The sequence below is a fragment of the Roseomonas sp. GC11 genome (assembly GCF_024437745.1).
Classification (GTDB): Bacteria; Pseudomonadota; Alphaproteobacteria; order Acetobacterales; family Acetobacteraceae; genus Pseudoroseomonas.
In genome coordinates this window covers 1-11,887 of sequence record NZ_JANFNY010000036.1, presented here as the reverse complement: position 1 = coordinate 11,887, position 11,887 = coordinate 1, and the positions used below count along the sequence as shown (strand labels likewise).

The following is an 11,887-nucleotide window of genomic DNA, read 5'->3' as shown; positions in this document are numbered from 1 at the left end:
AAAAATAACAAAAAAAGTTTTTTCGGGGGCTGTCCCGCTGCCGGCCGGACGGGGGACGCCCACTGAAAGAAATCAGTCCTTCGGCGGCACCGAACGGCCGAGCGACTGCATCAGCCGGTTGGCATTGGCGAACATGGCAATGGCGTGGATCAGGTCGAGGATTTCCAGATCCGTCAGCCCCGCCGCGCGCAGCGGGGCCAGATCCGCCGCCGTGGTGTCCTGCGGCGTGGCCGTCATCTTCGCCGAATAATCGACGATCGCGCGCTGGCGGGCATCCAGCGCCTCCGCCTGGATGCCCTGCTCCAGCAGGGCGCGCATCACCGCCTCCTGCTTGCTCAGCTCGACGAAGCGGCGGGCATGGACGGAGGTGCAGTAGATGCAGCCATTGACGATGGAGACGACCGCCGTGGCCAGCTCGCGCTCGGCGCGCGGCAGGCCCTTCGGCGCATACATCACCTTGGTGAACAGCGCGCCGCGCTCGCCGAGCGAGCCAGGGTCATGCACCAGCGTGCGGAAATAGACGGAGCCACGCTGCGCCGGCGGGCAGGCCTCCAGCGCGGCGAGCTGCGCCGGGGTGGCGGTGTCCATCTCGACCGGCGGCAGGCGCGGCTCCCAGCCGACTTCCTGCATGGTGAAGCGGCTCATGCGGCGCTCTCCTGCTGCATCTGGCGCAGCCCGGCGAGCAGCCGCACCTGGTAGGGGATGAAGGCGACAAGCTGCGTCACCGCCACGATGTCCTGCGCCGAAAGGCCGAAGCCGCGCAGCCGGTCGATATCCGCCTGCTCACAGGCCTCGGGCGTGCGCGCCACCATATCGGCATAGCGGAACAGGACGGGCAGGCGCCCCTCCCCTTCCGGGGCGGGAAAGCACTCGGCCAGGGCGCTGAGAGAGGCATCGCCATGGCTGGCGAGCAGGGCGCGGTAATGCGCGGCCAGGGCGGCATCGCCCTCGATCAGCGCACCGCGCAGGGCGAGCGCCGCGCGCTCGGCGAGGGAGACATTCCCCGGCTCCGGCGCCAGCACCAGTTCGCGATAGGCGCCTTCCTCGTGCTTCAGGATATCCGCGCGCTGGCGGCGCAGAACGCCGAGCGGCGAGGCGGCGGACTCACCGAGCAGATGCTCGGCGAGATCGGGAATGTCGGTGAGCGACATTTCTTCAGCCAGGGACATGGTTCTCACGCTTCCGGGGTGACCATCTGGGCGGCGGTGCGGTCGCTGGTCAGCGGCGTGACCTTCAGCCCGCGCTTCGCGGCCCAGAGATTCTGGTAGTGGAACAGGGGAATGATGCCGACATCAGCGGCGACGACGCGGACGGAGTCCTGAAGGATGGCCTCGCGCTTCGCATCGTCGAACTCGGCATTGGCAGCGTCGAGGGCCTTGTCCACGGCGGCACTGGCGTAGCGGCCCCAGTTGGAGACGCCGCGGCCCTGCGCCGCGTCATAGCTGCCGAGGACATGGGTCAGGGCATAGCTGCCCTCGCCCGTGCCATTGCCCCAGGCGAGGGTCGTCATCGCATACTCGCCCGTCTTCACCTGGGCGGAATAGACGGACCAGGGCACGGCCTCCACCTGGGTGCGCACGCCGATGCGCGTCCACATCTGCGCCACGGCCTGCGCCGCCTGGGGACCGAGCACGTAGCGGTCATTCGGCAGATGGATGGTGAGCTGGAAGCCCTCCGGATAGCCGGCCTCGGCGAGGAGGGCCTTGGCGCGCTCCGGCTCGAAGGCGGGGACGGGCGTCCTGGGGTCGTAGCCAAAGCTGCCTTCCGGCATCCATTGCCCGGTGGGCGTGCCGGTGCCGAGCAGCAGCCGATCGCACAGCGCCGTGCGGTTGACGGCGATGGAGAGGGCGCGGCGGACGCGGACATCCAGCAGCGGGTTCTTCGGCAGCGGCTGGCCATCGGCGCCCAGCAGATAGCGGCTGGGGTTGGGCGAGAAATTCGGCTGCAACAGCAGCATACGCAGGCCGGGATAGGCGTAGAGCCGCACATCCTCCCGCGCGCGGATCTGCGCGAGGTCGGAGACGGAAACCTTGTCGATGACATCGACATCGCCGGCGAGCAGGGCGGCGGTGCGCGCGGCGGCATTGGCGATGTAGCGGTAATCCACCTCTTCCCAGGGCTGGCGCCCGCCCCAATAGGCCTCGTTGCGGCGCATGCGGATGCGCTCGCCCGGCGTATAGGCGGCGAAGCGGTAAGGCCCGGTGCCGACCACCGCCTTGCCGCTGTTGAAATCGGCGGTGGTGGCGCCTTCCGTCGCGTGGCGGCTGACGATGTGGACGGAGGCGAGGTTCAGCGGCAGGAGGGGGTTCACCTCCTTGGTGCGTACCTGGAGCGTGTGCGGCCCGGTGGCCTTCACCTCCGCGACGGTGCGGAGATAGCCGGCGAAGCTCGCCGTGCTGCCCGGCACATTCGGCGCGCGGTTGAGGGAGAAGACGACATCCTCCGCCGTGAAGGGCCGCCCGTCATGCCAGGTGACGCCCTGGCGCAGGGTGAATTCCCACAGCGTCGGCTCCAGCGTGCGCCAGGCCGTGGCGAGGCCGGGGCGCAGGCCATTCTCCCGGTTCTCGATCAGCAGATCGAAGAAATGCACATCGACCGAGCGATCCCCGGCGAAGTTGTTGAGCTGGGGATCGAGGGCGGAGACGGGATCGCCGAAGGCGATGGAGAGCTTGCGCCCAGTGCCCTGGGCGCGCAGCGCCGAAGGCAGGGCCACGGGCGCGAGGCCAAGCCCGGCAAGGAGGGGAAGAAGATCGCGGCGCTGCATCGGGGGCATATCCTTCTGAAAGCGTCTCTGGCCAGTGTGGCGTCCCGCCGCAGGCCATAAGCGAAAGGCCCGCTGTTAAAAAGTTTTTTGGTTCTTTTTTACCAAAAAAGAACGTGCTTTTTTTGTCAGGCAGCCGCCCCGGTGACTTCCGGCCATTCATCGCCGAGCAGTTCGGGCGTCTCAAAGGCGCAGAGGGCGGCGAAATGGGCTTCGCGGTCCTCGACGAAGAAGTGCCGGACGATGGCTTCGGCCAGCCGCTTCGCCCCGGCGCTGACGGCGGGGATATCGCCGGTCAGCTTGCCGTGGCTGAGGGTGGCCGGGTAGTTGAAGCAATGCACCTGGGCGAGGCCCGGGCAGGCCCCTGGCGTCTTCTCCTGAAAGGAGAAATCCGGCGCCAGATCAGGAGAGTCGGAGAGTTCCGCATTCTCCTCCCCTGCCGCGGGGGTATAGCGATCCCGCCAGAAACGGATTTCGGACGCGAAGGCGGACAGTTCCGGCCGCGCCGCGAGATCGACGCGGAAGCCGGTCGCGAAGATCACGAAATCCCCTTCCCAGATGCCATGCGGCGTGGTGAGGCGCACCCCCTCCCCCACGGCCTCGGCGGCCTGGACGGGGCTGCCGAGATGCAGCCGCGCCTGGGGGTGGCGGGAGACGCGCAGGGTGCTGTCGCGCGGCGGCGGCGTCTGCTCCGAGAAGACGTGATGCAGAAAGCGCCACTTCCATTCATCGGACAGCCCGGCGAAGCCGTGCACCACGCCCGCGCTGCCGATGCCGGTGAATTTGTTGATGCGCGGCAGCGCCTTGCGGCGGACGAACATGTCCAGCGCGGCGGCGCCTTCCTCCAGCGCCGTGGCGGCGTTGTCCATGGCCGAGGCGCCGGCGCCGATCAGCGCCACGCGCTTGCCGCGCAGGGCGGCGAAGTCGATCTCATCGCGCGAATGGGCCCAGAGATGGCGGGGCAGGCCGCGCGCCAGATCCGGCACGGCGCTGCCGCCCAGCCCATCCCGCCCGGTGGCCAGGACGACGCGGCGCGCCAGGATGGGCGCCCCGCCAGCGATCTCCACGGAGAGCAGCCCATCGGCGCGCGGCTGGATGGCCTGCACGGCCACGCCATTCTCCACCGGCACGCCCATCACCCTACGGTACCAGACGAGGTAATCCATCCACTGCCCGCGCGGGATCTTGCCCAGCGCGTCCCAGGCGGCGCGGCCATGCTGGGCCTCGTACCAGGCGCGGAAGGTCAGCGCCGGCAGGCCGAGGCAGGGGCCGGAGAGGGTCTTGGGGGAGCGCAGCGTCTCCATGCGCGCCCAGGTGACCCAGGGGCCTTCCTGGCCGGCGGGGGCGCGGTCCAGCACCCGCTGGTTGTCGACGCCGAGCAGGCGCAGCGCGGCGGAGGCCGCCAGCCCGCACATGCCGGCGCCGATGATGACGACATCGGTGACGCGCTGCCCTTCCACCGCGCGCGCGGGCACCCAGGGGCGGCCGGGCAGTTCCAGGCATTCCAGATCATGGCGCAGGCGGGCTTCGAGGGCCGGAAGGCCGGAGACGAACATCAGGCGGGCTCCGTGAGCGGGTCGTTCTGTGAGGCGGGCGGTGTGGAGGGCGGCGGGGCAGAGGGGGGCAGGCTGGCCAGCAGGGCGTCCATGGCCTGGGGCGGGTGCTGGCGGAAGCCCGGCAGGGCGGCGGCGGCCTCGGCGGCGGCGGCGATGAGGCGGCGCGCGGCGGCGCCGGGCGGCCGGGCCACCGGGGTGGCGACGCCCCAGAGAAAGGGAATGGCGCTGTCGAGCGGCCGCACCGCCAGCCCGGTGACCGGCACGCCGAGGGCGGTGACCGGGTCCACCAGGGCGATGCCCAGCCCGGCGCGCGCCGCCAGCATGGCGTTGAGCGAGGTGTTGACCACGATATGCCCGCCCGGCTGGAGGCCGGCGGCGGCCAGGGCGGCCTCGATGCGGCCGCCGAAGCGGTGGGGGTCGGACATGGTCACCAGCCGCTCCCCGGCGAGGCGGGCGAGCGGCAGGGTGGCGGCGGCGGCCAGCGGGTGGCCCTCCGGCAGCACGGCGACGGCCTGGCTCTCCCCCAGCCAGTGCAGGCTCAGGCCGCGATGCTCGGCCGGGAGGCTGAGGAAGCCGAGATCGGCGCGGCCGCCGAGCAGGGCGCTGACCACCTCGCCGGCGGGGAGCGTCGCGAGGTCGAGCCGCGCCGGCAGGGCCGCGGCGCCGATGCGGCCGAGGGCGGCGGGCACCAGCCCGGCGGCGAGGGCCGGGATGGCGGCGATGTGCAGGCCGGCCTCGGCCTCGCTGGCGAGGTGCCCGGCGCAGTCGCGCAGGCGGCGCAGGGCCTGGAGGGCGCGCTCCACCTCGTCATGCAGGAGGAGGGCGCGTTCGGTGGGGGTGATGCGGGGGCCGTTGCGGTCGAAGAGGGGGAAGCCGCAGGCGGCCTCCATATCCTGGACGAGGCGGGTGACGGCGGGCTGGGAGCGGCCGGTGAGGCGGGCGGCGGCGGTGAGGCTGCCGGTGGCGAGGATGGCGGAGAAGGTTTCGAGCTGCCGAACGTCCATGCGCGAAGCGTTGCATACGATTTCCGCATGATGCAACGGTCATTATAAGAGAATCGGAAAATAGGCCGATCCCCCCTCCCCTCTCCCAGGCCACCGGCTGTGACAAAATTCGCGCGGTTTACCGGTAAACCGCACCAACAATGTTAAGGAAGGGTTTACCGGTAAACCGGGGCTTTTTACTATGCGCGACCGAACGCCGAGGGAGTCTGTCGTGCCCCGCATCATCGTCTTCTGCTCGCCCAAGGGCGGCTCCGGAAAAACCACCTTCTGCCAGAACCTCCTCCCCCTCGCGGCGCAGGAAGGCTTCAACACCCTGGGCGTGGATTTCGACCCCCAGCAGACCCTGACCAAATGGGGCCGCCGCCGCCTCGCCACGCTGGAAGGCCGCGCCGATCTCGCCGCCTTCGACGTGCTGCCGGCCGATATCCTGAATGACTGGCACGCCGTGCAGCAGGCCGCCCAGGGCCATGACCTGATGATCGTGGACATGCTGCCCTCGGTGGATCACTGCCTGCCGCAGGTGCTGGAGGTGTGCTCCGCCGCCGATCTCGTGGTGGTGCCCAGCCAGGCGACGATGAACGACGCCGACAGCACCGGCCCCTGGCTGACCCGGCTGGCGGAGATGGGCGTGCGCGTCGCCGCCGTGCTCAACCGCGCCAATGAGCGGGAGGTGTTCGTCCGCGCCCTGAAGGAGCAGTTCAACCGCCTCGCCCCGCTCTGTCCGGTGACGGTGCGCAGCCTCTCGGACGCGCATCTGGGCCATGTGGACGGGTTGAGCGCGGCCGATAATCCGCGCTCCAAATCCCGCCCCGACTTCCTGGCGGTGTGGGACTATGTGCGGCGCGAGGCCGGGCTGGCCCCGGCGCGGCGCCGGGGGAAGGTGGCATGACCAGCCGCAGTTCGGGCCGCATCCTCTCCATCGGCCAGAAGCTCGGCGCCGCGCTGGCGGAGCCGGACCGGCAGGCCGATGGCTTGCGCAACCTCAGCGTGGCGCCGCAGGAATTCGCCGATACCTTCAACCGCATTTTCGCCGGCACCGCCGTGGTGCAGGACCAGGAGAAGGTGCGCGCCGCCACGGTGCTCTACAACACCCTGCGCACCGGCGCCGCGCGCCAAATCGAATTGTATGTGCAGATGGGCAAGGCGCTGCTCGCCGCCGAGCGCAAATTCGCGCCCGAAGAGTGGAAGCTGCTGATCGACCGCAGCGACGACCTGTTCAAGGTGCCGAAGAACCGCGCCGTGATGTGGCGCCAGGTGGCCCTCGCCGTGGAGGAAGGCCGCCTCCCCCTGGAGCTGCTGCCCGACAGCTACAGCGTGGCCTATGTCTTCACCCATTACGAGCCGCAGCGCATCCAGAAGGCGATCGAGGCCGGCATCCTGCGCCCTTCCGTCACCCGCAAGGAGGCGGAGCAGTTCCGCCGTGTCCCGCTGAGCGATGCGCCCGCCCCCCCCCATCCTTCCCTGCCCGAGTTGCAGCGCCTGCTGGCGCAGGAGCAGCGCCTGGAGGAAAAGCTGGCCACGATCCGCGCCCGCATCGCCGCCCTGCGCGCCCACTGACAGAAAGAAGATGGGGGTGCGGGGGAATTCCTTCCCCCGCCCTTTTATTTTTTCACTTCTTTCAACCCCGCCGCAAACCGCCGCCCATTGGCCACATAGCCTTCGGCGGAGGCGGCCAGCCCGGCGATCGCCGCCTCGTCCAGCACCCGCACCGCCTTGGCCGGCGCCCCGACGATCAGGCTGTTATCCGGAAATTCCTTCCCCTCCGTCACCAGCGCATTGGCGCCGACGAGGCAGTTCCGCCCGATGCGCGCGCCATTCAGCACCGTGGCCCCCATGCCGATGAGCGAGCCATCCCCGACGGTGCAGCCATGGACGATGGCATGATGCCCGACCGTCACCCCCGCCCCGATGCTGAGCGGAAAACCCGGATCGGCATGCAGCATCGCCCCTTCCTGGATATTGCTGCGCGCGCCGATGCTGAGTGGCGCCTTGTCCCCGCGCAGCACCGCGCCGAACCAGATGCTGACGGCCTCGCCCAGCGTGACATCGCCGATGACATGCGCATCCGGCGCCACCCAGTATTCCGCCGGCAGGCGCGGCGCGACCCCGTCCAGTTCATAAATCGGCATGCTGGTTTCCTCCTGTGCCGGAGGCAGCATCGCGCGGAACCGGCCGGGCCGGAAGCCGCCTAGCAGGGCAGCCGGCCCAGCTCCAGGAAGCCCAGCGCCGCCCGCACCGTGGCCGGATGCGCGGAAAGCGGCGTGTGCAGCGCCCGCACCAGGGTGAAGCCATCCTCCTGCCCGGGCAGGCGGGTTTCCTCGACGGTGACGATGCCGTCATTGTCGCCGCCCAGCAGCGGGTTGAAGCCCCGCCCGCCCGTGCCACCCGCCACCACGGCGATGCCGCGGCAGGCCGGCACCGGCACGGCGGCGGCGCCCAGCGGCGTCACCGCATGCAGGGACTGGCTGGAAATCAGCCGGTAGGCGGCAAAGCGGCCGAGCACCTTGGCGATGCCCGCCCCCCGCGCCGGCGAGCCAACCAGCAGCAGGCGGCCCGGCTCCCAGCCCTCCGCCGGGGCGCGGGCCATGGCGGCGCGGGCGATCAGGCCGCCCAGGCTGTGGCCAACGAAATCCACCATCGCCGCGCCATCCTCGGCCAGGGCGGCGGCGGCGCGGCTGGCGGCGGCGGCGTGGTAGTCCAGCGGCTTGCGCAGGCTGGCATAGCCAAGATTGGCCACGGCCCAGCCGGCCTCGGCCAGGGCGGCGCCAACAGACGCCATCGCGCCGTGGTGGTGGCCCAGGCCATGCAGCAGCACCGCGCCCCGCCGGCGGCCCGCCGGCCGCGCCCGGGACGCCGCCAGGGCGATACACGCTTCCACCGGGGCCTCCAGCGCCACACGGCCGAAAGGGTCCAGGGCGCGCGCATCGCCGCTGGCGCAGTGGGCCTGGACCAGCCAGCCAGAGCGCGCCCACAAATCCGTCCAGGGACGAAAGGCGCGCGTGGAACGCTTGATGATGTAGGACAAGGACACGAAGCCTCAGGAGAAATGTTCTTTTTTGAAAAAAAGAACCAAAAAACTTTTGTCAGGCAGCAGGCTCGGCGAGCCACTGCACAGTTTGGCCATGCGGATGGGCCAGGGCAAGGCGGCGCGTGGTGCCATCAGGCCAGAGGGTGAGAGTCAGTTCAGGGGGGGCTTCCGTGCCGGGGGGCTCGAAACGCAGCCAGGCCAATGGGGAGGAGGGCGTGGCCCGGGCCGCCGCGGCGGAGAGCAGGGCCTCGATCGCGTGGCGCTCAGACTCCGGCATGTATTGCCACATGATGGAGTGGTAGAGGAGCGTCGTGGCTCCGGTGGGCAGTTGGGCGAGGCGGGGGCGCAGCCAGGATGCCGCCGGGGCGGAGTCGACGCGCCAGCCGGCCGCCCGAACCAGGGTGGTGGCTGCCTCCAGCCGGGTCAGCCGCGCCCGCTGGTCGGCCCAGACATAGGCGCGCAGGCGCAGGCGTTGCGCGGGGTCCTCCAGATCAACGGGGGCGATGTCGCAGCCCTCGCGCGAGGCCACCGCCAGCGGCGCCGCCAGCGGGGGCAGGGGGCCAGTCCAGGCGGGGGCCAGTTGCACGGGGCTCGCCGGGTCGCCCCAGCGGGCCTCTCCCAGGCGGTAGGTATAGCGGTCCCACCCCATGTTCAGCCCGGCGCTGGCGCCGATCTCCAGCAGGCGCAGCGGCAGGCGCGTGGCCTGCGCCACCTCCAGGAAACCGCCCAGCAGAACGCCCGAGCGGCCGACCTCATTGGTCTGCGGCGCGGTGGAGAGGAAATCCCGCAACATCGCCGCGTGGTGGGCCAGGAGCGGGGGGAGGGCGGCTTCCAGCGCACCGGGGGGGGCTTCGGCAGGGGGGTAGAGGGCCGCCAGCTCCGGCGCCGCGCCGGAGAGCACCAGCGCATGCAGCCCGCCCGCCACCCGCAGCGCCAGCGCATCGGCCAGCGGGTCCCCCGGCCAGGGGGTGACCAGCGCGGCGGCGGGGCCGCCGGCAACAATGTCCCCGGCCAGCGCGGCCATCAGCCGCGCGGTGAAGGGCGAGCCCAGGCGCAGGCACCATTCCTCCTGTTTGCGGAAGGCCGCCACGATCGGCTGCATCGCCATGTCCATGCTCCCTGGCTTGACGCGGGGAGGGAAGGCGCCTCTGCTGGGCCGGTCAATCTTGATCAATATAATCCATATGAAAACCGACTGGATTCCCGCCGCCGCGGCCGCGGCGCGGCTCGGGGTCTCCCGCGCCACGCTCTACGCCTATGCCAGCCGTGGGCTGCTGCGCGTGGCGGCGGACCCGGCCGACCCGCGCCGCAGCCTCTACGACCCGGAGGGGCTGGATGCCCTGGCCGAGCGCCAGAAACGCGGCCGGGCGCGTCGGCAGGTGGCGGCCTCCACCACCGACTGGGGCGAGCCGATCCTGGCCACCAGCCTGACGCGGATCGGCGGCGGCCGCTTTTTCTATCGCGGGCGGGATGCCCTGGCCCTGGCGGAGGGCGCCACGCTGGAGGAGGTGGCGGCGCTGCTCTGGGCGCTGCCCGTGCCGCGCATCCCGGTGCCGCGCATCGCGGTGCAGCAGGGCATGCCGCCGCTGCAACGCGGCCTTCTCGCCGTGGCCGCCATCGCCGGGGAGGTCGAAGGCCCGCTGCCACCGCCGCGCCTCGCGGCGGCAGCGGCGCGGCTGCTGGGCCTGGTGGCCGGGGCGGCGGCGGGCGAGGGAGGGCAGGGGCCCCTGCACCGGCGCTTCGCCACGGCCTGGGGGCTGGATGCGCGGGGGGCCGATCTGGTGCGCCGCGCCCTGGTGCTCTGCGCCGACCATGAGCTGAATGCCTCCGCCTATACCGCGCGGGTGGTGGCTTCCACGGGGGCCTCGCTGGGGGCGGCGGTGCTGGCGGGGCTGGCGGCGCTCTCCGGCCCGCAGCATGGCGGCATGACCAACCGCGTCCTGGCCATGGCGCGGGAAGGCGGGCTGGGCCGCAACCCCCGCGCCACCCTTGCCGCGCGGCTGGCGAGGGGCGAGGCGCTGCCCGGCCTTGGCCATCGCCTCTATCCGCAGGGCGACCCGCGCGCGGCGGCCTTGCTCGCGGCCTGCCCGCCGCCCGCGCCCTGGCGCCGCATGATCGCCGCCGCCGAGGATCTCACCGGCCAGCCGCCCGCCCTCGACATGGCCCTGGCCATGATGGAGCACAGCCTTCCCCTTCCTCCTGGCGGGGGCCTGGCCCTTTTCGCCACCGGGCGAACCGTGGGGTGGATTGCCCATGCGCTGGAACAGCGCGCGGAGGGACGACTGATCCGCCCCCGCGCGGAATACCGCGATGACATCCAGCCTCCCGCCGCTCCCCTGGATGGAGCGCCAAACTGAAAAAAAGTTTTTGGTTCTTTTTCCAAAAAGAACCTCTTCCCTCTTTTTCCTCTCTCCTCCCACAAAGCTGCGATGACCCCAGCGCCCTGGCCTCTTGTGACCGACTGGCTGCGCAACCGCCTCACCGTGGTGGGCGAGGGCGCGGCGCTGGCGGCGTTCCGCGCCGCCGCGGCGGGGCCGGGCGTCTTGCCCTGGCGCTTCGACCTGCCGCAGCTCGAAGAAGAATGGCGCGGCCTGCTGGCCGCCCCGCCGGCGGAGGCGGCGATCAGCCCGCAGGGCGCGCGGCATCTGGCGCGGCGGCTGGGGGAGGCCGTGGTGGCGGCGCAGGCGCGCGCCCTGGCCACCGGGCCACGCTGTCCCCTCGATCTACACCGCCTGTTGCCGGTGCCGGAGGACATCCTGGCTCTGGGGCCGGAGGAGCCGCGCAGCCGGATGTGGCTCTGGTCGCACTGGGGCACCAGCCGGGCGCTGCGCCATGTGCGGGCGCTGCCGGCGGCGGGGGGCGCGATGGCGGTGGAATTCTGGTCCGCCGACTGGTCGCCCTGGCGGGCGCTGCTGGCGCTGCGCGAGAACTGGCCCGGCCTGCGCTTCACCCTGGTGCCAGACCATGATGCTGGCTGAGGCGCCACGGCTGGAGGCCGGGGGCTTTGCCGGGCCGCTGGACCTGCTGCTGGATCTGGCGCGGCGGCGGCGGCTCGATCTGGCGGCGCTGCCGCTGTCCGCGCTGATCGGCCAGTGTGTCACGGCGCTGGAGGCCGGGGCGGCGGCGGCCCCGCTCGACCAGCGCGGCGAATGGCTGGTGATGGCGAGCGAGCTGGTCCTGCTGCGCTCCCGCCTGCTGGCGACGGGGGAGGGGGGAGAGGAGCCCCCTGGCGCAGCAGTACCGGTGCTGGAGACGCTGCGGATGCGCGCGGCGGCGGCGTGGCTGGCGGGGCGGGCGCCCTCCTGGGCGGCGCGCAGCGTGCGCCCCGGCGGCGCCTCGCAACAGGCGCTGTGGCGGCTGGCCTTCCTGGAGGCGCTGCTGGCGGTGCTGGAGCGCAGCGCGGACCCGCCGCCGGAAGCCCCCCCGGCGCCGCGGGCGGTGTGGCGCCTGCCGGAGGCCCTGGGGCGGTTGGGGGGGCTCTGCCCGCCCGGCGCGCCGCCGCCGCCTTTTCCCGCGGTGCTTGCGCCCCGCCGGGCGG

At 71.8% G+C, this 11,887-nt stretch carries 12 protein-coding genes and 1 pseudogene; 5 read left to right on the top strand and 8 right to left on the bottom strand.

Going from position 1 to position 11,887, the window contains the following annotated elements; genetic code table 11:
• Window positions 1-72 precede the first annotated feature (72 nt).
• The 5 genes from NON00_RS12725 to NON00_RS12705 all read right to left on the bottom strand — a co-directional run bounded on the left by NON00_RS12725 (window position 73) and on the right by NON00_RS12705 (window position 5,321).
• Window positions 73-645 carry a peroxidase-related enzyme gene (locus tag NON00_RS12725; protein WP_256021495.1) on the bottom strand — a complete coding sequence of 191 codons (573 nt, stop codon included), beginning with the start codon at window positions 643-645 and terminating at the stop codon, window positions 73-75.
• Window positions 642-1,169: a CMD domain-containing protein gene (locus NON00_RS12720; RefSeq protein WP_256021490.1), complete on the bottom strand. Its 528-nt coding sequence runs from the start codon at window positions 1,167-1,169 to the stop codon at window positions 642-644. Before NON00_RS12720 ends, NON00_RS12725 begins: the two co-directional genes overlap by 4 nt.
• A gap of 5 nt (window positions 1,170-1,174) precedes the next feature.
• Complete coding sequence (locus tag NON00_RS12715; RefSeq protein WP_256021487.1) at window positions 1,175-2,764, bottom strand: ABC transporter substrate-binding protein; 1,590 nt, start codon at window positions 2,762-2,764, stop codon at window positions 1,175-1,177.
• Between the two features lie 125 nt (window positions 2,765-2,889).
• On the bottom strand, window positions 2,890-4,317 hold the full coding sequence (locus tag NON00_RS12710; protein ID WP_256021484.1) for an NAD(P)-binding domain-containing protein: 1,428 nt from the start codon (window positions 4,315-4,317) through the stop codon (window positions 2,890-2,892).
• Complete coding sequence (locus NON00_RS12705) at window positions 4,317-5,321, bottom strand: LysR family transcriptional regulator (RefSeq protein ID WP_256021481.1); 1,005 nt, start codon at window positions 5,319-5,321, stop codon at window positions 4,317-4,319. The genes NON00_RS12710 and NON00_RS12705 overlap by 1 nt, the downstream gene beginning before the upstream one ends.
• A gap of 211 nt (window positions 5,322-5,532) precedes the next feature.
• Here NON00_RS12705 and NON00_RS12700 point away from each other — a divergent pair, with 211 nt between their 5' ends.
• Window positions 5,533-6,210: a ParA family protein gene (locus tag NON00_RS12700; RefSeq protein WP_256021478.1), complete on the top strand. Its 678-nt coding sequence runs from the start codon at window positions 5,533-5,535 to the stop codon at window positions 6,208-6,210.
• Window positions 6,207-6,878 (top strand): hypothetical protein, encoded by a 672-nt coding sequence (locus NON00_RS12695; protein WP_256021475.1) that lies wholly within the window; start codon window positions 6,207-6,209, stop codon window positions 6,876-6,878. Before NON00_RS12700 ends, NON00_RS12695 begins: the two co-directional genes overlap by 4 nt.
• A 44-nt stretch (window positions 6,879-6,922) precedes the next feature.
• Here NON00_RS12695 and NON00_RS12690 read toward each other — a convergent pair whose 3' ends face one another.
• Genes NON00_RS12690 through NON00_RS12680 form a run of 3 tightly spaced genes read right to left on the bottom strand, consistent with a single transcriptional unit; the run spans window position 6,923 to window position 9,457 of the window.
• On the bottom strand, window positions 6,923-7,450 hold the full coding sequence (locus tag NON00_RS12690) for a gamma carbonic anhydrase family protein (protein ID WP_256021472.1): 528 nt from the start codon (window positions 7,448-7,450) through the stop codon (window positions 6,923-6,925).
• Window positions 7,451-7,509: 59 nt separating this feature from the next.
• Window positions 7,510-8,352 carry an alpha/beta fold hydrolase gene (locus tag NON00_RS12685; RefSeq protein WP_256021468.1) on the bottom strand — a complete coding sequence of 281 codons (843 nt, stop codon included), beginning with the start codon at window positions 8,350-8,352 and terminating at the stop codon, window positions 7,510-7,512.
• Between the two features lie 52 nt (window positions 8,353-8,404).
• Window positions 8,405-9,457: a DUF2332 domain-containing protein gene (locus tag NON00_RS12680; protein ID WP_256021466.1), complete on the bottom strand. Its 1,053-nt coding sequence runs from the start codon at window positions 9,455-9,457 to the stop codon at window positions 8,405-8,407.
• A 76-nt stretch (window positions 9,458-9,533) separates the two neighbouring features.
• On the opposite strand from NON00_RS12680, the gene NON00_RS12675 reads away from it, so the two are divergent.
• The 3 genes and pseudogenes from NON00_RS12675 to NON00_RS24755 all read left to right on the top strand — a co-directional run.
• A complete protein-coding gene (locus NON00_RS12675) occupies window positions 9,534-10,706 on the top strand; it encodes a citrate synthase (protein WP_256021463.1) in 1,173 nt (390 codons plus the stop codon).
• Window positions 10,707-10,778: 72 nt separating this feature from the next.
• Window positions 10,779-11,327, top strand: coding sequence for a hypothetical protein (locus NON00_RS12670; protein ID WP_256021460.1), 549 nt, complete (start codon window positions 10,779-10,781; stop codon window positions 11,325-11,327).
• Window positions 11,314-11,887, top strand: a pseudogene (locus NON00_RS24755) (hypothetical protein); the annotation flags it as partial. The gene NON00_RS12670 and the pseudogene NON00_RS24755, both read left to right, overlap by 14 nt.

Excerpts from the sequence above, each read along its gene's own strand:
- NON00_RS12725 (WP_256021495.1), bottom strand. The coding sequence starts at position 645 with ATGAGCCGCTTCACCATGCAGGAAGTCGGCTGGGAGCCGCGCCTGCCG.
- NON00_RS12720 (WP_256021490.1), bottom strand. The coding sequence starts at position 1,169 with ATGTCCCTGGCTGAAGAAATGTCGCTCACCGACATTCCCGATCTCGCC.
- NON00_RS12715 (WP_256021487.1), bottom strand. The coding sequence starts at position 2,764 with ATGCAGCGCCGCGATCTTCTTCCCCTCCTTGCCGGGCTTGGCCTCGCG.
- NON00_RS12710 (WP_256021484.1), bottom strand. The coding sequence starts at position 4,317 with ATGTTCGTCTCCGGCCTTCCGGCCCTCGAAGCCCGCCTGCGCCATGAT.
- NON00_RS12705 (WP_256021481.1), bottom strand. The coding sequence starts at position 5,321 with ATGGACGTTCGGCAGCTCGAAACCTTCTCCGCCATCCTCGCCACCGGC.
- NON00_RS12695 (WP_256021475.1), top strand. The coding sequence starts at position 6,207 with ATGACCAGCCGCAGTTCGGGCCGCATCCTCTCCATCGGCCAGAAGCTC.
- NON00_RS12690 (WP_256021472.1), bottom strand. The coding sequence starts at position 7,450 with ATGCCGATTTATGAACTGGACGGGGTCGCGCCGCGCCTGCCGGCGGAA.
- NON00_RS12680 (WP_256021466.1), bottom strand. The coding sequence starts at position 9,457 with ATGGCGATGCAGCCGATCGTGGCGGCCTTCCGCAAACAGGAGGAATGG.
- NON00_RS12675 (WP_256021463.1), top strand. The coding sequence starts at position 9,534 with ATGAAAACCGACTGGATTCCCGCCGCCGCGGCCGCGGCGCGGCTCGGG.
- NON00_RS12670 (WP_256021460.1), top strand. The coding sequence starts at position 10,779 with ATGACCCCAGCGCCCTGGCCTCTTGTGACCGACTGGCTGCGCAACCGC.